The 17,395-nt window shown below is 67.2% G+C and carries 16 protein-coding genes; 8 read left to right on the top strand and 8 right to left on the bottom strand.

Annotated features, from left to right (window positions below; genetic code table 11):
* Nucleotides 1–72 precede the first annotated feature (72 nt).
* The gene (locus PSK12I2_RS0115295) at nt 73–1,683 is read left to right on the top strand and encodes an inorganic phosphate transporter (protein WP_027599068.1); all 1,611 of its coding nucleotides are present in this window, start codon (nt 73–75) and stop codon (nt 1,681–1,683) included.
* On the opposite strand, the gene PSK12I2_RS0115290 is transcribed toward PSK12I2_RS0115295, so the two are convergent.
* On the bottom strand, nt 1,651–2,535 hold the full coding sequence (locus PSK12I2_RS0115290) for a LysR family transcriptional regulator (protein ID WP_027599067.1): 885 nt from the start codon (nt 2,533–2,535) through the stop codon (nt 1,651–1,653). The two genes, PSK12I2_RS0115295 and PSK12I2_RS0115290, sit on opposite strands and share 33 nt — an antisense overlap.
* A 149-nt stretch (nt 2,536–2,684) precedes the next feature.
* Between PSK12I2_RS0115290 and PSK12I2_RS0115285 the strand changes: the two genes are divergently transcribed.
* Complete coding sequence (locus PSK12I2_RS0115285) at nt 2,685–3,110, top strand: VOC family protein (RefSeq protein ID WP_027599066.1); 426 nt, start codon at nt 2,685–2,687, stop codon at nt 3,108–3,110.
* Nucleotides 3,111–3,200: 90 nt separating this feature from the next.
* Nucleotides 3,201–4,499: a flavohemoglobin expression-modulating QEGLA motif protein gene (locus tag PSK12I2_RS0115280; protein ID WP_007162583.1), complete on the top strand. Its 1,299-nt coding sequence runs from the start codon at nt 3,201–3,203 to the stop codon at nt 4,497–4,499.
* Between the two features lie 71 nt (nt 4,500–4,570).
* On the opposite strand, the gene PSK12I2_RS0115275 is transcribed toward PSK12I2_RS0115280, so the two are convergent.
* On the bottom strand, nt 4,571–6,499 hold the full coding sequence (locus PSK12I2_RS0115275; RefSeq protein WP_027599065.1) for an AAA family ATPase: 1,929 nt from the start codon (nt 6,497–6,499) through the stop codon (nt 4,571–4,573).
* Between the two features lie 196 nt (nt 6,500–6,695).
* On the opposite strand from PSK12I2_RS0115275, the gene PSK12I2_RS0115270 reads away from it, so the two are divergent.
* Nucleotides 6,696–7,469: an NAD-dependent deacylase gene (locus PSK12I2_RS0115270; RefSeq protein ID WP_051398733.1), complete on the top strand. Its 774-nt coding sequence runs from the start codon at nt 6,696–6,698 to the stop codon at nt 7,467–7,469.
* A gap of 4 nt (nt 7,470–7,473) precedes the next feature.
* On the opposite strand, the gene PSK12I2_RS0115265 is transcribed toward PSK12I2_RS0115270, so the two are convergent.
* Nucleotides 7,474–8,241: a hypothetical protein gene (locus tag PSK12I2_RS0115265; RefSeq protein ID WP_027599063.1), complete on the bottom strand. Its 768-nt coding sequence runs from the start codon at nt 8,239–8,241 to the stop codon at nt 7,474–7,476.
* A 152-nt stretch (nt 8,242–8,393) separates the two neighbouring features.
* Here PSK12I2_RS0115265 and PSK12I2_RS0115260 point away from each other — a divergent pair, with 152 nt between their 5' ends.
* Nucleotides 8,394–8,648 carry a hypothetical protein gene (locus PSK12I2_RS0115260; RefSeq protein WP_027599062.1) on the top strand — a complete coding sequence of 85 codons (255 nt, stop codon included), beginning with the start codon at nt 8,394–8,396 and terminating at the stop codon, nt 8,646–8,648.
* Nucleotides 8,649–8,715: 67 nt separating this feature from the next.
* Here PSK12I2_RS0115260 and PSK12I2_RS0115255 read toward each other — a convergent pair whose 3' ends face one another.
* Both PSK12I2_RS0115255 and PSK12I2_RS0115250 read right to left on the bottom strand, forming a co-directional pair.
* A complete protein-coding gene (locus PSK12I2_RS0115255; RefSeq protein WP_007162578.1) occupies nt 8,716–8,988 on the bottom strand; it encodes a hypothetical protein in 273 nt (90 codons plus the stop codon).
* A gap of 124 nt (nt 8,989–9,112) precedes the next feature.
* A complete protein-coding gene (locus tag PSK12I2_RS0115250) occupies nt 9,113–9,925 on the bottom strand; it encodes an HDOD domain-containing protein (RefSeq protein WP_200893337.1) in 813 nt (270 codons plus the stop codon).
* 341 nt (nt 9,926–10,266) lie between these two features.
* On the opposite strand from PSK12I2_RS0115250, the gene PSK12I2_RS0115245 reads away from it, so the two are divergent.
* A complete protein-coding gene (locus PSK12I2_RS0115245) occupies nt 10,267–11,286 on the top strand; it encodes a GGDEF domain-containing protein (RefSeq protein ID WP_007162576.1) in 1,020 nt (339 codons plus the stop codon).
* 27 nt (nt 11,287–11,313) lie between these two features.
* On the opposite strand, the gene PSK12I2_RS0115240 is transcribed toward PSK12I2_RS0115245, so the two are convergent.
* Nucleotides 11,314–12,852: a sensor domain-containing diguanylate cyclase gene (locus PSK12I2_RS0115240; RefSeq protein ID WP_027599060.1), complete on the bottom strand. Its 1,539-nt coding sequence runs from the start codon at nt 12,850–12,852 to the stop codon at nt 11,314–11,316.
* 205 nt (nt 12,853–13,057) lie between these two features.
* Here PSK12I2_RS0115240 and PSK12I2_RS0115235 point away from each other — a divergent pair, with 205 nt between their 5' ends.
* Nucleotides 13,058–13,318: a hypothetical protein gene (locus PSK12I2_RS0115235; RefSeq protein ID WP_007162574.1), complete on the top strand. Its 261-nt coding sequence runs from the start codon at nt 13,058–13,060 to the stop codon at nt 13,316–13,318.
* Nucleotides 13,319–13,339: 21 nt separating this feature from the next.
* On the opposite strand, the gene PSK12I2_RS0115230 is transcribed toward PSK12I2_RS0115235, so the two are convergent.
* Together PSK12I2_RS0115230 and betT are read right to left on the bottom strand one after the other, a co-directional pair.
* A complete protein-coding gene (locus PSK12I2_RS0115230) occupies nt 13,340–14,410 on the bottom strand; it encodes an AbrB family transcriptional regulator (protein WP_027599059.1) in 1,071 nt (356 codons plus the stop codon).
* A 130-nt stretch (nt 14,411–14,540) separates the two neighbouring features.
* Nucleotides 14,541–16,505, bottom strand: a complete 1,965-nt coding sequence (betT, locus tag PSK12I2_RS0115225) for a choline BCCT transporter BetT (protein WP_085982657.1) — start codon at nt 16,503–16,505, stop codon at nt 14,541–14,543.
* 247 nt (nt 16,506–16,752) lie between these two features.
* On the opposite strand from betT, the gene PSK12I2_RS0115220 reads away from it, so the two are divergent.
* Nucleotides 16,753–17,157, top strand: a complete 405-nt coding sequence (locus tag PSK12I2_RS0115220; RefSeq protein WP_256203982.1) for a response regulator — start codon at nt 16,753–16,755, stop codon at nt 17,155–17,157.
* The last annotated feature ends 238 nt before the right edge of the window (nt 17,158–17,395 follow it).

Genomic DNA, 17,395 nt, shown 5'->3' with positions numbered 1-17,395 from the left:
GCCACCTGGCTGACGTAAAAACGTCATGCAGGCGGCGCAGGGTGGGTGGATCCCGTGTCGGAGTTCGCCCCAATGCCTTCGTCCAGTCCAGCCGCTTCCCTGTCGCCGCTGTCCCATCCCCTGCACAGTTCACGCAAACCCGGTCCGCTGCGGATCGTGCTGTTCATCGTGCTGCTGCTGACCGGTCTGGCGGTGACCCTCGGCGGTATCCACAACGACGTCAGCGATACCCAGTCCCCGCCCACCACCTGGTTGCCCTTCGCCGGGCTGGCGCTGGCGCTGGTGATCGCCCTCGGCTTCGAATTCGTCAACGGCTTCCACGACACCGCCAACGCCGTGGCCACGGTCATCTACACCCACTCGCTGCCGCCCAATGCGGCGGTGCTCTGGTCCGGCTTCTGCAACTTCCTCGGGGTACTGTTCTCCAGTGGCGCGGTGGCCTTCAGCGTCATCGCCCTGTTGCCGGTGGACCTGGTGGTGGAGATGGGCGCGGGCAAGGGCTTCGCCATGATCTTCGCCCTGCTCATCGCCGCCATCATCTGGAATCTCGGCACCTGGTGGCTGGGCTTGCCGGCGTCCTCGTCCCATACCCTGATCGGCTCCATCATCGGTGTCGGCCTGATGCACGCCTGGCTGGGCGGCCTGGACGGCAGCAGCGGGGTGGACTGGGGCCAGGTGGCCAAGGTCGGCTATGCGCTGCTGTTCTCGCCACTGATCGGCTTCGTCTGCGCGGCGCTGCTGCTGGTGCTGCTCAAGCGGATCGTGCGCGACCAGACGCTCTACCAGGAGCCGAAAAGCGCCGAGCCGCCGCCGCCGTGGATCCGCGGCCTGCTGATCCTGACCTGCACTGGGGTGTCCTTCGCCCACGGCTCCAACGATGGCCAGAAGGGCATGGGGCTGATCATGCTGATCCTGGTCGGTGCCCTGCCGACCGCCTATGCGCTCAATCGAGCGGTACCCGCCACCGCGACGCCGGCCTTCGCCGCCGTGGCCGAGGTCACCGCCAGCGGGCTGCGCCAGGCGGCGCCCCAGGCCGCGCCGGCCGATCCCCATGGGGTGCTGCTGGAGTTCGTGCGCAAGCGGCAGAGCAATCCCGAGGTGCTGCCTGCGCTCGCGGCCATCACCGATGACATCGCCCGCGAGGTGCGCCAGTACGGTGCCCTCAACAACGTCCCGGCGCAAAGCATGCCCAACGTGCGCAACGCCATGTACCTGGCTTCGGAATCCATCCGCCTGCTGGAAAAGGAGCACCTGCCGGGCCTGGCGCCAAAGACGCAGGAGGACCTCAGGGAATTCAAGCGGCAGATCGACCAGGCCACCCGTTTCATCCCGCTGTGGGTCAAGGTGGCGGTGGCCATCGCCCTGGGCCTGGGCACCCTGGTCGGTTGGCGGCGCATCGTCATCACGGTCGGCGAGCGTATCGGCAAGACCCACCTGACCTATGCCCAGGGCGCCTCGGCGGAGCTGGTGGCCATGGGCACCATCGGCGCGGCGGACGCCTTCGGCCTGCCGGTTTCCACCACCCATGTGCTCTCGTCCGGGGTGGCCGGGACCATGGCCGCCAACGGTTCCGGACTGCAGTGGGCGACGGTGCGCAATCTGCTGCTGGCCTGGGTGCTCACCCTGCCGGTGGCCATGGCGCTGTCCGCTTCACTGTACTGGCTGCTGGTGCAGCTGTTCTGACACGGCTTCGGTCAGGCAACGGCGAAACAGTGCCACGGCTGGCAGGTCACGCCCCGCGTGGCGGGCGATGACCTGCAATTCACGGTGGAAGGTAAGGGCGCCCAGGGACAGTCGCCGCACCCGCGGATGCTCCAGCCAGAGGCCGGCGCAGGGCACCAGGGCCACGCCCAGGCCGTGCTCGACCATCTTGACGATGGCATCGAGTTCGTCGAGTTCGAGCACCTGGCGCACTGCCAGGCGCTGCTCACGCAGAAAGGCGCTGACCCGCCGCCCGCCAAAGGAGTGGCGGTCGTAGCGGATGAAGGGCTGGGTCTCCAGCAGCAGGCGCGGATCGTCGCCGGGCAGGTCCGGCGGGGCGATGAGCACGAAGGGTTCCTGCAGCAGGGTGGTGGCGTGCAGTTCCTTGGGCAGTTCGAAGGGCGGGCGGATGAGGATGGCCAGATCCAGTTCGCCGGCATCCACCTGGCTGAGCAGCGCCAGCGAGACGCCGGGCACCAGCCGCGGCTCCAGGCGCGGCGCCTGCTGGCGCAGGCGCACCAAGGTGCCGGGCAGCAGGCCGGTCTGGACGCTGGCGATGGCGCCGATGCGCAACTCGCCCTGGATCTCCTCGCCGGCGCCGGCCATGCGCGCATAGGTGGCGAGCATCTCCTCGGCCAGCGGCAGGGCGCGACGCCCGGCGGCATTGAGCAGGGCGCTGCGGCCATTGCGGTCGAACAGCTGCACGCCCAGGTGCTGCTCCAGGTTGCGGATCTGGGCGCTCACCGCCGAGGGCGTCAGGCCCACGTGCAGCCCGGCCGCGGCAAAGCTGCCATGGCGGGCCACGGCGAGCAGGGTCTTGAATTCGCGAAGCATGGGGGTGGCCTGCAGTCCGGGGTGGTCACTGTAGCGAGATGGCTGTCGAGCAACAAAATTTTTGTCGCTCGGAGGCAGGAAAATGCGCTTCATGCACAGGAAAACCTGGGGTGAGAATGGCTGCATCCCCCTCAACAGGATTTCCCCCCATGGCCCTGTCGCCCTTTCACCTCGCCATTCCCGTCTATGACCTGGCCGCCGCCCGGCATTTCTACGGCGACGTCTTCGGCCTCGCCGAGGGTCGCTCCAGCGACCACTGGGTCGACTTCGACTTCTATGGCCACCAGCTGGTGATCCATGAGCACCCCAAGACCGCGTCCCAGGAAGAGGCCCATACCAACGCCGTGGACGGTCACAACGTGCCGGTGCCGCACTTCGGCATCGTGCTGGGCTGGGACGAATGGGAAGCCCTGGCCGACCGTCTGCGGGCACGTGAGACGCAGTTCGTCATCGAGCCCTATATCCGCTTCCAGGGCCAGGTCGGCGAGCAGGCCACCATGTTTCTCTTCGACCCCTGCGGCAATGCCCTGGAGTTCAAGGCCTTCAAGGACATGAGCCAGCTGTTCGCCAAATAGGGCGACTCGGCAGGTCGGATGTCGCGCAACCTAGGCAAAAGACGCGGCAGCGGCCATCCTTGAAGCCTTGCCCGTCGCCCGGTTGCCGTCATGAATGCCCGCCAGCCCTTTCTCGATCCCTATCACCAGACCATTCGCCAGCTGTCCGACCGCATCGTCGCGGCCCAGGCGCCGATCCGCATCCTCGATGCGGTGAAGTGGGACGACGGGGTGCGCCAGGGCTTCCTGGAGGGCAAGGGCAAGCGCCTGCCGGCGGTGGATCGCGCCTTCTACGAGGGGCGCCCGCTAGGCTTCGACGGCGATGCGCTCAAGGGCGAATTCCAGAGCATCGAGCGCGAGGTCACCCGCCAGCTCGGCCAGTTCAATCCGGTCGGCCAGATCATGAGGCGCATGTGCCGCGAATACCGCATGGTGATCCGCATGCTGCAGGCGCGCGGCACCCCGGACTTCGGCCTGATCTCCCAGGAACTCTATGGCGCGGCCTCGGACGCCTTCCACGCCGGCGATCCGACCCTGGCCGACCTGGGCATGATGATGTCCAGCTACCTCGACAACATCGCCCATCGCGGCGCCCTGGAAGACGAACCCAAGACCCTGACCGCCAAGGACGCCGTGCCCATCCTGCAGGCGCGCCTCAACCGGGTGTTCGGCGAGACGGAAGGCACCATCCGGGTGTTCGAGTCCGACGGCATCGTCGCCGATGCCGCGGCCGGCGCCGACTACATCAAGGTGCGCGCCGACGCTCTGTTCAACGAGCGCGACGTCCGCGCTCTGGAGGTCCATGAAGGCCTGGTGCACGTCGGCACCACCCTCAATGGCCAGAACCAGCCGATCTGCACCTTTCTGGCCAAGGGCCCGCCGTCGTCCACCGTGACCCAGGAAGGCCTGGCGATCCTCATGGAGGTGATCGCCTTCGCTTCCTATCCGACCCGGCTGCGCAAGCTGACCAATCGCACCCGCGCCATCCACCTGGCCGAGGACGGCGCCGATTTCCTCGAGGTCTTCCGCTTCTTCCAGGAGCAGGGCTACGACCTGGAATCGGGCTACCAGAACGCCAGTCGGGTGTTTCGCGGCTCGACGCCGACGGGGCTGCCCTTCACCAAGGACCTGTCCTATCTGAAGGGCTTCATCCTGATCTACAACTACATCCAGCTGGCGGTGCGCAAGGGCAAGCTGGAGCAGATCCCGCTGCTGTTCTGCGGCAAGACCACCCTGGAAGACATGCGCATCCTGCGCCAGCTGGTGGACGAGGGCGTGGTGGTACCGCCCAAGTACCTGCCGGCGCAATTCCAGGACCTCAACGCCCTGGCGGCCTGGATGTGCTTCTCCAACTTCCTCAACCACCTGAGTCTGGATCGGATCGAGGCGGATTACGCCAACATCCTCTGAGGCCTGCCCAGGCGCTGACATGAAAAAGCCCCGGCGGACCGGGGCTTTTTCGTTGCAAGGCGTCGCGGGTATCACTCGCCCTTGAAGGCGGCCGCGATGCTGCGTTCGCCGTCACCCGCGCGCGGGTCGGTCGAACGCTCCGGCACGAAGGCCAGGGCGCGATTGAGGGCGCCGCAGGCTTCCAGGCCGCTGGCGCGGGCGATGGCTTCGGCCACGGCGCTGCCGGGGATGGTCTCGTCGCGCAGCAGCTGGTCGGTGATGTCGTCCAGCGCCGGCTTGAGCTCGGTGATCAGCGCCAGGCAGCGATGATCCAGGCTGTGCAGCAGCTGATCGGCGGCGGCGATGCTGGGCGCGGCGTCGAATTCGATACCGGCATCGCGCAGGGCCTGCAGGCTGAGCAGCGAGCCGCTCGGACCCATGCCCAGCGAGGCGACCATGGACAGCGCCAGCTTGGAGGCTTCCTGCAGATCCTGGGCGGCGCCCGAGGAGACCTCGTTGAAATACAGCTGCTCGGCGCAACGACCGGCCAGCAGCATCTGGATGCGGCCTTCGAGTTCCGACTTCAGGTGCAGGCGCTTGTCTTCGGTGGGGGTGATCAGGGTCACGCCCAGGGCCTGGCCGCGGGGCAGCAGGGTGACCTTTTCCACCCGACCGACATTGAGCACCGCGGCGACCAGGGCATGACCGGCTTCGTGCACGGCGATGCGGGTGCGCTCGGCCGAACCCAGCGGGGTGACGCCGACGGGTTGCTCGCCGATGCGGCAGGTCTCGATGGCCTCGACGAAGTGGGCCATGGTCACGGCGCTGGCGTTCTCGCGAGCGGCCAGCAGGGCGGCGTGGTTGCTGATGTAGGCGATGGCCGCCGGGGTCAGGCCCACGGTGCCGCGGGAGAGGGCGGCCAAATCCAGTTCGCCCTGGCAGGGCAGCTTGCCGGCATAGAGTTCGAACAGCGCGCGGCGGTCTTCCAGGCTCGGCAGCGGCACGGCGATGGTGCGGTCGAAGCGACCTTCGCGGCGCAGCGCCGGATCCAGCGAATCGGCGAAGTTGGTGGCACCCAGCACCAGCACGCCGCTGGTGCCGTCGAAGCCGTCCAGCTCGGTGAGGAACTGGTTGATGATGCGGTTGGCCTCGGCATCGCTGGAGCGCGACTGCTCGGCGCGGCGGCCGATGCCGTCGATCTCGTCGATGAAGATGATGCAGGGCGCCTTCTTGCGCGCGGTGCGGAACAGCGACTTGACCTTCTGGATGCCGACCCCGAAGAACATCGAGGAGAAGTCGCTGCCGGTCACCTGGATGAAGTGGGCGTTGCACTCGGTGGCCAGGGCCTTGGCCAGCTGGGTCTTGCCGGTGCCGGGTTCGCCGGTCAGCAGCACACCCTTGGGCGGACGGGCACCCAGGGCAGCGAAGGCCTTGGGATTACGCAGGCAGGTGGTGACGTCTTCCAGCGCCCGCTTGGCTTCGGCGGCGCCGACCACGTCCTTGAAGGAGATGCCGGTGCCCTTGCGGTGCAGCTTGAAGGGGCTGGCGAAACGCAGCGCCAGGGGCACGGCGAGCAGCAGCAGGAGCAGATAGCCCGGCAGGTTGATCAGCAGGGCGTCCAGCCAGGGATGGCGCTGCCCGGATTCGCTCCAGGTGGCGACCGGGAACAGCGGCTCGGCCTGGGTGGCGTAGTCGGCCAGCAGGCGATCGGCGATGCGGCCGCCGTTGTCGGCCACGGCATAGTGTTCGCCGCGGGTGGTGTCTATGTAGAGGGTGTGATCCCCGATCACGGCGCCGCTGATGGCCTGGGCGCGCAGATCGGCCAGCAGCACGGAGAGGTCACGTGGCTGCCCGGTCCAGTGTTCGGGCGCCTGCTGCACGCTGGCGAGCATGGCGGTGGCGGTCGGGGCCGGCGTGGCGGGCTTGAGCCACAGCCAGCTGGCCAGGCCGAGGACGGTGACGAGGGCCAGAGCGCCGGCGACGAGCAGGCGCGGATACTTGGAAACGACGGACTTCTTCATTCACATACCGTTAGGGTCGGAGCGACATCGGACGCGGACTCCCGGATTATCGGCCTGTGGCGAAAAGGGTGAACCTCAGTTCCCCGGAAAACGATGAGTGGACTCACCATCCGTCGAGTAGCGTCACACTTCTGGCCTTTTTCGCGGTCCGCAAGACCCTGTTGTTTTGCCGCAGATGTCAGGAGTGAACGCATCCATGCCCGATCCCATCGATTGTCGAAGCGGTCTCGCCGCCTTGCCGGCGGTGTTGCTCGACCGCCTGCGCCAGGCCGACGAGGTGCTGGTCCTGACCGGTGCCGGCGTGTCGGCGGAAAGCGGCATCGCCACCTTTCGCGAAGCCCTGACCGGTCTCTGGGCGCGCTTCGACCCGGCGCAACTGGCCACCGCCGAGGCCTTTATCGAGGATCCGGTGCGGGTCTGGAGCTGGTACGAGGGACGCCGCGCCCAGGTGCTGGCCGCCCAGCCCAACCCGGCCCACCGCGCCCTGGCGCAGTGGGGCGACAGGCACGGCCGCTTCCACCTGGTTACCCAGAATGTCGACGACCTGCACGAGCGCGCGGGCAGTCGCGCGGTGATCCACCTGCACGGCAGCCTGCACGCGCCGCGCTGCTTCGAGTGCGCGCGCTCGCTGACGGCGCCAGCGTTGCCGGAGGCGGCGGAGCAGCTCGTGGCGCCGCCGCGCTGTCCCGCCTGCGGCGGCCTGGCCCGGCCGGGCGTGGTCTGGTTCGGCGAGTCGCTACCGGCAGAGGCCCTGGCCAGCGCCTGGGCCCTGGCCGAGCGCTGCGACCTCTGCCTGGTGGTCGGCACCTCCGGCCTGGTGCAGCCGGCGGCCAGTCTGCCAGGGGTGGCGCGCCAGCAGGGCGCCACGGTGGTCCGCATCGATCCGCAGCCGGCGGCGGAATTCAGCGACGACTGGCAACTGCTGGGCGCGGCCGGGGTGATCCTGCCGGCGCTGCTGGAGCGCCTCTAGACCCTCAGTGCAGCGCCTGGCCACCGGTCCCCAGGGCATCCAGGGTGCGCTTGAGGGCGGTGTAGGCCTGGCGCTGGTCATCGTCTTCGGTCAGCAGGCCGTCGAACAGGGTGGCGACCAGCGCCGGATCCTGGGCGACGAAGCGATCGATGAGAACGTCGTTGTCCTGGCGCCCGGCGGTGATCAGCAGTACGGCGAGCTGGGCGACATAGCGCGCCGCCAGCGGATAGGCCTTGAGAAAGACCTTGAAGGGGGCATCGGCCAGCCCGGGGGCGAAGCCCTTGGCCAGGCCTTGCTGGGCGGCGGCGATGGCCTGGCGGACGGCGTCCTGCCAGTTGCCGGCGGTCACGGCACCCGCCGGCAGGGCGCGGCGCATCTGGCCGAGCAGGCTGTTGAGAAAGATACGGCGATTGGCCTGGTAGTCGTCATCGGTGTCGAGCAATTCGCGGCGAATGCGGGTCAGCACGCGGTCGTCCTCGGCATCGGCGGTCACCGCCTGCTTGAAGGCCAGGGTCAGTTCGCGATCCAGCAGACCGGGCTTGCGGCCTTCCAGTTCGGCCTGCAGCAGCGGACCGCTGGAATCGGCGAAGAAGAAGCGCTCGGCGTGGGGTGCCAGGCGTTCGCGCAGGCGCGGCCAGAGCTCCGTCGCGAACAGTTGCTCGGCCGTGCCGCCGGAAACGATGACGCGGTGCTGCGGCGCCTCGGCCAGATAGTCGAACAGCGCGGGGGTATCGAGCGCGGTGCGATCGACGATGAGGTAACGGTGCTTCACGGCAACTCCTGAACGCGGCGGCCGCACCTGTCGAGGTACGGCGGGGATGGCCATTAGTCTATAGGAAGGTGGGAACGCTTGGCCCGGCCTTTGGCCTAACCAGCAGGGTGCAGCCCGCGACACCCTTCCTTTCGCGGCCGGAGGACACCAAGATGCGCAAGACCCCGCTGATCCTTGCCCTGAGCGCTGCCCTGGCCCTGGTGGCCGGTCCCAGCCTGGCCGCCAGCAACAACAACGACGCCGGGGTGACCGGCAACGGCATCGGCGCGCCGGGCAGCTCCAACACCAGCAACAGGGACAGCGCGGACGACACCTCCAGCGCCACGCCCTCGACCCAGAGGAAGGTCGACAAGACCCCGGCCACCAAGGCCCAGGGCAGTCAGCAGAAGCGCGTACTCAACGATTGAGGGTCAAGCAAAAGGCGCCTCTCGGGGCGCCTTTGGGCTGGTTGGCATCTGACCGCAGGAAGCGGTTTCAGGAGGCGCGGGTGTAGCGTACCTGCCAGTCGAGTCGCTCATGGGTTGCCCGCTCGATACGGGCGCGACTGTCGCAGATGAAGGCTTCCAGCAGGGAGTTGTCCAGCAGATCGACCCGGGCGATGCGGCGTTGCAGGAGCGCCGTGCCGTTGGGCGCATAGACCTCGACGTTGAAGGTCGCCGGATCCTGGGCGGTCATGGCGCACAGCATCGGTTGAAAAGCGCCCTTGATAATGGTGTTCGCATCCGTGAACTTCAGCGGCTCGGCCATCGCAATCACTCCTGTCAGCTATAACGCTTCGACCGATTCTTGCGGTACCCGTTCGACTTTTGCCATGACCGGCTGGCAGATTTGTGATCCAGGCGGTGGCGCTGGCCCGGCAAGGGACGGCCGGTCAGTTGATCAGGGTACCGAAGGCCTTGTCTGCCTCTATGACCTCGGGCAGCTCGCCCAGCAGCAGCTCCAGATCCACGCCTTCCAGCAGGGGATTGGCCAGGGCCGCCTTGGCCTGGTCGTTGATGCCGCCATGACGACGCAGGACAAAGGAAACCAGTCGGGCCTGGGCGACCATGCGCGCCTGGGTGGAATCCTCCGGCGCATCCTGGGGGTGCAACTGGTAGGCGATGGCATGCTGGATCACCACCGGCAGCTGCCAGCGACGGGCCAGTTCGGCGCCCACCTCCGGATAGCCGAAGCCGATGGCCTGGTCGGCGGGCACCGGGGCGCGCTGCTCGGCGTCGATGCGCACGGCGATATCGGGCGCCGCCGTCCTGATCAGCAACTCGCCGATGCTGTGCAGCATGCCGCAGGTGAAGGCGGTCTCGGCATCGGCACCGGCCTGGCGGGCGAGGACGCGGCAGATGCTGGCCACGTCGAAGCTGTGCTGCCAGAAATCCCGCGGATCGAAGCTGGGGTTGTGGCGGAAGGCGGCGGTCACCGCCGAAGCCAGGACCAGGGTGCGCAGGGCGTCGAAGCCCAGGCGGATGGCCGCGCCCTCGATGCTGGTCGAGGGGCGCACGCCGCGAAAGCGCACCGAGTTGGCCAGGCGCAGGACCTTGGCCGAAAGTACCGGATCCAGCGCCAGATTGCGGGCGACGTCTTCGATGCTGCTGTCGGGATCGTCGAACTGCTGGATCAGCTCCTGAGCCACCTTGGGAATGCTGGGAAGGGTATGCAGGTGATCGAACAGAGCATCGATTTCCATGATGGCGCCTGGTTGGTTCTTTACCGATGGTGGGAGCTGATGAGTCGTCGAAAGCATGAACGACGGCCTGGGCACTGCCAAGCCTAGTCGAAGATCCACGAGCGAAGAGCTTAGCGGGCCGGGCGAGCCGGTTTGCAGGGCGAGCTGACCGGTGGCGTCATTTCGCCGCCGTCCGTTTGCCTGGTTCGCGTGCGGCCGTGGTCCTATGCGGTCTTGTCCAAGGCGAAGCGATGATCAGACGTCTATTGTCTTTCTTGAGTCCGCTCTCCGCCGACGACGGGCCCTGAATGGGATAGCATCAGGTGATATCAGTTGGCCACTAAATTTGGCGTTCGAGTTGTGCAATGACTTACCAGACTCACATTCGCCAGATGCTGCAACTACCCAATGTGCTGGCGCAGAGCACCGGCATCCTGGGCTGGTTGATCAGCGTGCTGATCAATCCCTTCCTGACCGCCGGGGTGCCGGCCTGGGGCTGGCTGGCCTTCGCCGGCATGATCGGCTCCTGCCTGGCCATGACCACCGCCCGGCGCTTTGCCGTCTGGCGCCTGTTCGCCCTGGTGTTCGTGCTGTTCGAGGCCCTGGCCTTCCGCTTCCAGATCCTGGGCATGGGCGAGGCCGGCTATGCCTGGATGATCCCCATGGCCATCGTCATCATCCTCGGCTCGACCATTCTGTTTTCCCATGTGCTCGACTACGGCATCGCGGCCGGCGCGGTCTGGCTGCTGCTGTTCTATGGCGAACTGGACAACATCACCGCAGCGGCCCTGCCGCTGTTCTGGGTGATGCTGGGGGCCAGCCTGGCACTGGGACTGCTGCTCAATGCCACCTTCGTACGCATCGTCGCCAGCACCCTGGAACTCAAGGAACGCTATCGGCTGCAGGCGGAAACCGATGCCCTCACCGGGATCAGCAACCGCAGGGCGCTGATGCTGGACATGGAGCAGGTCTGCCGGGATGGCTCGCCATCCTGGTACTTCGTCATGCTCGACATCGATGACTTCAAGCGGATCAATGACAGATTCGGCCACGACGTGGGGGACCAGGTACTCAAGGAGATGGCTGGTATCCTGATAAAGCACTTTCCGGATGGACGCTTCGGGCGCCTGGGCGGCGAGGAGTTCGGTGTGCTGCTCAAGCCCGAGGACGAGCGCCAGCTGGCGCAGCGGCTGCAGGCGCTGCTGGACGATATCCGCAGCAACACCCGCACCGGCAGCTGTTTTTCCTTCAGTGCCGGGGTGGCGCGCCTCGCCCCGGGCTATCAGCCCTCGGATCTGCTCAAGCAGGCCGATGGCGAGCTCTATCAGGCCAAGCGCGCCGGCAAGGACCGGGTGCACCACCGCGGCGGCATGATCTGCGGTTGAAGGGGGCTAGCCGGCACCCAGTGGGCTCTAGCTGACGTCCGCCTCCGGCGGCGGATGGGAGCGATTGCGGCCCAGGTGCTTGGCCCGGTAGAGCGCGGCATCGGCGCTGGCCAGCAGGTCGGCGGGCTGGGGCGGCGGGGTCTGCCCGGGCGGCTGCACGGCGATGCCGAGACTGACGGTGATGCGGCCGAAGGGACTGGTGGCATGGGTCACTTCCAGCACCTGCAGGCGTTCCTGCACCGTGGCGGCCACGCGCTGGGCGCCGTGCTCGTCGCAATTGGGCAGCAGCAGGACCATCTCCTCGCCGCCATAGCGCGCCGCCAGGTCGCCCGGGCGCCGCGCCGCCGAGGCCACCACGCCGGCCACCGCCTGCAGGCAGCGATCCCCCGCCGGATGGCCATAGTGGTCGTTGTAGGCCTTGAAGTGATCGATGTCGATCATCAGCAGGCTGAGCGGCTGGCCATTGCGCTGCGCGCGCGCCAGCTCCACCGGCAGCAGGTTGTCGAACTGGCGGCGATTGCCCAGCCCGGTGAGGCTGTCCTTGAGGGTCAGCAGGTGCAGCTCGTCGTGGGCCTGGCGCAGGGCTGCCGCGCTGCGCTCCCCGGCGCGGATCTCGCGGAGTAGCCGAAAGCCGAAGACCAGCATGCCGAGGATGATCAGGCCGACCACCGTCACCGATCTCAGCATGTCCTGGCGCCAGCCGGCGAGGATGTCGCGCCGGGAGATACCGGCCAGGGCCACCAGCGGATAGCCCTCCAGGTGCTGGAAGGCATAGAGGCGCTCCTGGCCATCGAGCATGGCGCGCACCAGGGCGGTACCGTTGGGCGCCTGGTTCACGTATTGGCGAAACAGATCGCCAGTGGCCAGCGGGGTGCCGACGTGCTCGGGCACATAGGGACGGCGGACCATCAGGGTGCCGTCGTCCAGCGCCAGGGTGATGGCGCCCCGGGCATCCAGCTTGAAGCGCTCGTAGTAGTCGACGAAATACTGCAGGCGGATGGTGGCGAGCAGGACGCCGGCAAAGCGCCCGTCGCGGTCTTCCAGGCGCCGCGACACCGGGATGATCAGCTCGTGGGTGCTGCGGCTCTCGATCACCGCGCCGACGTGCAGCACATCGGCCGGATGCTGCCGGTGAAACTGGAAATACTCGCGATCGGCATTGTTGGCCCGCGGCGGCTCGCTGCTCTTGTCGGTCACCCGCCATTCGCCGTCGAGATCGTAGACGAACAACCCGTGCAGTTGCGGCAGGAGGGCGGCCTGGCGCGCCAGCAGGCGATGCACCCGCAGGCGGTCCAGTTGCTCGAAGGGTTGATCCTCCAGGCGATCGCGAATGCTGACCAGCAGCGAATCGGCTTCCTTGATGGCGTCATCGGCGTGCTGGGCGGCGGCCACGGCGATGTTGCCGACGTCGCTGCGGGCACTGGCGAAGGCATTCTGGTAGTTGCGCCACACCTGCCAGGATTCCAGTGCCAGGATCACCGCAACGGCGCAGACCAGCAGCCACAGCGCCCGGCGCTGGGTGGCCGGATTGCGCGGTGGAAGGGGGGTGTCGTCGGCGTCGACCATGGCGGGGCTGCTTCCTCGTCCTCGGTGTGCAGGAGACCGCGAGTCGACCGATTCACGCCACCGCACAGGGATAAAAGTCAGACAAGTCTACAGTTTCGTCGGAATCTTGCAGAGCGCGCGAATCCCTGCGCCATCGCCGTGGTCACTAGCGATACAGCCGTCTCCGGGACGGCGCCCCGTCACTGCCCCGACCAGGAGGTCACAGATGTCGCAGATCGCCGAACAGATCGTCGAAGACGCCATGCAGCGCATCGAGGAAAACGAGTCGCAGCATGCCGCCGATCCCGTGCGCAATTTCTCCCTGACCCTGACCGATCCCGCGGAGATCCGGGTCGGCGCGGAGATCTACTTTCTCTTCGAACAGCGCCTCAAGGGTTTCTACCCGGATGCCCGGGTCGTGGTGCGCGGCCATGCCGCCGAAGGCTACAACATCACCGCCCAGGTCGAGCGCCGCCGCTCGGCCTGAGTGCCAGGCCTGCACCTCGGGTCAGGTGCGGGCCAGCTTGACCAGCTGCCGGGCCAGTAGCGGCCCGGTCAGCACCACCCCGATCAGCCGCAAGGCCTGCATGGCCAGTACCAGGCCGACATCGGCGTGGGCATCCACCGCGATGATGGCCATGGAATCCAGGCCGCCTGGACTGGTCGCCAGGTAGGCGGTGAGAAAGTCAACGTGCATCAGCCGCGCCATCAGCAGCGCCGACAGGGCGCAGAGCGCGATCAGCAGCAGCGAGGCGAAGATCATCTTGGGCAGGGCGCGCCAGACATAGGCGACCGTGGCCCGATCGAATCTCAGGCCCACATAGCAGCCCATGGCGCCATAGGCCGCCGCCAGCAGCAGATGGGGCAGGGTGATGTCCAGCCAGCCATTGAGTTGCAGCAGGGTACCCAGGGCGATGGGCAGCAGCAGGGCGCCGGCGGGAAACAGCCGACCGCCCAGCCAGCTGCCGGCCAGGGCCACCGCCAGGGTCAGCGCCAGATTGACGGCGAAATGGCCGTCCAGGCTGAACACGGTGGCCTGATGGCCGGTGCCGCTGCCTTCGGCGCCCAGTAACCGGCCGACCAGCGCACTGATCAGCACCACGCAGACGACCCGCACATATTGCATGGTGGCGACGATGCGTGGATCTGCGCCGTATTCCTCGGCCATGGCCACCATGGCCGCTGCCGCGCCAGGCGTGGTGCCCCAGGCGGCGGTGCTGCCCGGCAGGCCACCGAAGCGCACCAGCAGGGCACCGGTGAGCAGGCTGAGCAACACGGTCAGGGCGGTGGCCAGCAGCATCACCGGCCAGTGCTCGGCGACGGTGAGCAGCACCGCGGCAGTCATGGCATGGGCGATCAGGCAGCCCACCACGCCCTGGCCGGTCTGGAACAGCCGGCGCGGCATGCGGATGGTGGCGCCGCCGACGCCAAAGGCGATGGCCACCAACATGGGACCGAGAAAGAGGGCCGCGGGCACCTGCAGCCAACTGAGTCCGCCGCCGACCAGGGCGGAGCAGAGGATCAGGGCCAGCCATTGCACCAGGGGCGGATAGGGCGAGGGGACAGAGGGGGTGGACAAAGCGGTCTCCGGACGGCGGGGAGCCGGCGCGGCGTACCGACCCCGGGGCCGGCTCGGGGCCGGCCCTGGAGGCGATTATACGACCTTTGCGGCTTTCAATGGCCTTTCAGTCGCTGAAAAAACCGCCCTGTCAGCGCACCAGATGCAGGAACTGCAGGTGGCGCTCGTACTGGTCGAGCATGTCGTTGAGGATCTGCTCGCGGTTGTAGCCCACCAGGTCATAGTCCTGGCTGCCCTCGGTCAGGTGCACCTCGGCGCGGTAGTAGCGCCGATTCTTCAGGTGCAGGCCGCCGATGCCGGCGCGGGCGAAGGAGGGCGTGAAATAGCCCTGCATGATCACCTGGTAGATGAAGGGGTGCTCTTCGCCGTGGCCGATGGTCAGCTGCAGATTGGCGTTGGTGGAATCGAACTGGGTTTCCACCACCAGGCCCTTCTCCCGCGAGACCTCGACCATCTCTTCCATAGCCGGGCGCACGGTGCTGTCCATGAAGCGATAGACCTCGTCCCGCGAGGGGAAGTACACCGCCTGGGACAGCCGCTGGCGCCAGCCGCCATGCCGGGCCTTGCCGTTGGTCGCCACCGGCGCGAGGGAGTGCAGCCGCGCCCGCTGGCGCTGGGACTCCAGGTGCAGCGCCTTGTGCAGGCCCCACATCATCAGCAAAACCACCACCGAGAAGGGCAGCGAGGTCAGCACCACCGCCGACTTCAGGGCATCCATGCTGCCGGCGAACAGCAGGCCGCCGGTGACCACGGCCACGGCCGCGCCCCAGAACACCCGCAGCCACTTGGGACCGTCTTCGTCGGCCTCGCCGCCCTTGGACGACAGGGTCGAGAGCACCACGGTGCCCGAATCGGCCGAGGTGACGAAGAAGACGAAGCTCACCAGCACGGCGACGCTGATCACCACGCGGCTGGCCGGATAGGTCTCCAGCACCTGGTAGAAGGCCATGGCCGGATCGGTGAGGGCGGTCTGCGCCAGGCCGGTCATGCCCTGGCCGAGGACCAGTTCCAGGGCGCTGTTGCCGAAGATCGACAGCCAGGCCAGGGTGAAGCCCAGCGGGATGAACAGCACGCCAAAGACGAATTCACGGATGGTGCGGCCGCGCGAGATGCGCGCGATGAACAGTCCGACGAAGGGCGCCCAGGCGATCCACCAGGCCCAGTAGAACACCGTCCAGCCGCCCAGCCAGTCGGAGGGCTCGTCATAGGCATAGAGGTCGAAGCTCTTGCCCGGCAAGGCCGAGAGGTAGTCGCCGATGTTCTGGATCAGGGTATTGAGCAGGTGCTGGGTCGGCCCGGCGAACAGCACGAACAGCAGCAGGGCGACGGCCAGCACCATGTTGATGTCGGACATGATGCGCACGCCCTTGTCGACGCCGGACACGGCGACGGCGATGGCCGCGCCCATCATCAGCACGATGAGGATCAGTTGCACCCAGTGGCTGTGGCTGATGCCGAACAGGTAGTCCAGCCCGGCATTGAGGTGCAGCACGCCGAAACCGAGGTCGGCGCCCAGGCCGAAGATGGTGGCGATGATGCCGAAGGCGTCCACGGCGTGGCCGATGGGCCCGTTGATGCGCTTGCCGATCAGCGGATAGAGCGCCGAGCGCAGGGCCAGCGGCAGATTGTGGCGGTAGGCGAAGTAGGCCAGGGCCATGGCCACCAGGGCGAACACCCCCCAGCCGTGCAGGCCCCAGTGCAGGAAGAGGATCTGCATGGCCTGGCGCGCGGCTGCCGGATTGCCCCCTTCGCCGGCCGGCGGCTGGGCGAAGTGGGTCAGGGGTTCGGAGACGCAGAAGAAGAACAGGGTGATGCTGATGCCGGCGGCGAACAGCATGCCGGCCCAGGACAGGTAGCTGAATTCGGGTTGGTCGTGGTCGGCACCGAGCTTGATCTTGCCGTAGCCGGACAGCGCGGTGACCACCACGAACACCAGATAGAGCGACATGGCCAGCAGGTAGTACCAGCCGACCGTATTGGCGGCCCAGGTCTGCGCCTGCAGCAACCAGGCGCCGGCCTGCTCTGGACGGCCGATGACGGCCAGGGAAAACAGCAGAATCACCGCGGCCGCGCAGTAGAAGGCGGGGGGATTCAGTTTTACGGTGCCGGATGAGGGCGTCGCACTCATGAGGACTCCTTGCGCACTGTCAAAGGGAAGAATGCTTTTTTAATTGATCGTTCGATTAAAAAAGAATACCACAGGCGACCCCTGAGGTGAACGCTTCGAGTCAGCGCAGCCTTGAAAGTTGCCGTCTAGAGGTCTTGCCTATGCCGGTGGTCGACTTTGGTCGAGACCAGGCCGAGCGGTCAGAACCGCGACTCCTTGGCAAAGTCTGTTGGTTATGACTCAGGCATCTTCTCCCTTCGGCTCCTATCGTCCGCTACTGCTTTTGGTAGAGGACGAGCCGTTGCTGCGGGAACTGGCCACCGAGGCGCTGGAGTCGCTGGTGGACCTGCAGGTGGTGGCCGTGCCGACCGCCGATGCGGCCCTGAGCTATCTGGAGCAGAACGGCGCCCGCATCGACGTGCTCTTCACCGACGTGCGCATGCCGGGGCGCCTCGACGGCGAGGCCCTCGCCCAGCTGGTCTCCCAGCGCTGGCCCCATATCCCGGTGATCCTCACCTCCGGCGATCGCCTCACCGTGCCCCGCGGCGCCGGCCGCACCCGCTTCATGCCCAAACCCTGGCATATCGACGACATGGCCAATTGCGTCAACGAGGTGCTGGGGCAGAGTCGGGTGGCGTGAGGAGCTGGCTTCCCAACGGCGTCGCCATCAGTGCTCGAAGTTGACCGGTAGGAGCGGCCCATGGCCGCGATTGCAGCTAGGCAGGCTGCACGATGCAAACCCTGAATGACTCACCGGTGACCTTGCGGCTGTGGCCCCTCACCCCAACCCTCTCCCGGGGGGAGAGGGGGCTGCCCGAGCAGGCGTTTGGCTACCTTCGTTTGGCACCGTAGCGTGGAAAACGGCGCAGCCTTTTCCA

It is taken from the genome of Pseudomonas sp. MOIL14HWK12:I2, assembly GCF_000510745.1.
GTDB lineage: Bacteria > Pseudomonadota > Gammaproteobacteria > Pseudomonadales > Pseudomonadaceae > Chryseomonas > Chryseomonas oryzihabitans.
The sequence above is the reverse complement of the archived record's forward strand: the minus strand, read 5'-3'. Positions and strand labels throughout refer to the sequence as shown.

Bases quoted from the DNA above. Each gene is read 5' to 3' on its own strand.
- PSK12I2_RS0115295 (WP_027599068.1), top strand. From the start codon at position 73: ATGCCTTCGTCCAGTCCAGCCGCTTCCCTGTCGCCGCTGTCCCATCCC.
- PSK12I2_RS0115290 (WP_027599067.1), bottom strand. From the start codon at position 2,535: ATGCTTCGCGAATTCAAGACCCTGCTCGCCGTGGCCCGCCATGGCAGC.
- PSK12I2_RS0115285 (WP_027599066.1), top strand. From the start codon at position 2,685: ATGGCCCTGTCGCCCTTTCACCTCGCCATTCCCGTCTATGACCTGGCC.
- PSK12I2_RS0115280 (WP_007162583.1), top strand. From the start codon at position 3,201: ATGAATGCCCGCCAGCCCTTTCTCGATCCCTATCACCAGACCATTCGC.
- PSK12I2_RS0115275 (WP_027599065.1), bottom strand. From the start codon at position 6,499: ATGAAGAAGTCCGTCGTTTCCAAGTATCCGCGCCTGCTCGTCGCCGGC.
- PSK12I2_RS0115270 (WP_051398733.1), top strand. From the start codon at position 6,696: ATGCCCGATCCCATCGATTGTCGAAGCGGTCTCGCCGCCTTGCCGGCG.
- PSK12I2_RS0115260 (WP_027599062.1), top strand. From the start codon at position 8,394: ATGCGCAAGACCCCGCTGATCCTTGCCCTGAGCGCTGCCCTGGCCCTG.
- PSK12I2_RS0115255 (WP_007162578.1), bottom strand. From the start codon at position 8,988: ATGGCCGAGCCGCTGAAGTTCACGGATGCGAACACCATTATCAAGGGC.
- PSK12I2_RS0115245 (WP_007162576.1), top strand. From the start codon at position 10,267: ATGACTTACCAGACTCACATTCGCCAGATGCTGCAACTACCCAATGTG.
- PSK12I2_RS0115240 (WP_027599060.1), bottom strand. From the start codon at position 12,852: ATGGTCGACGCCGACGACACCCCCCTTCCACCGCGCAATCCGGCCACC.
- PSK12I2_RS0115235 (WP_007162574.1), top strand. From the start codon at position 13,058: ATGTCGCAGATCGCCGAACAGATCGTCGAAGACGCCATGCAGCGCATC.
- PSK12I2_RS0115220 (WP_256203982.1), top strand. From the start codon at position 16,753: ATGACTCAGGCATCTTCTCCCTTCGGCTCCTATCGTCCGCTACTGCTT.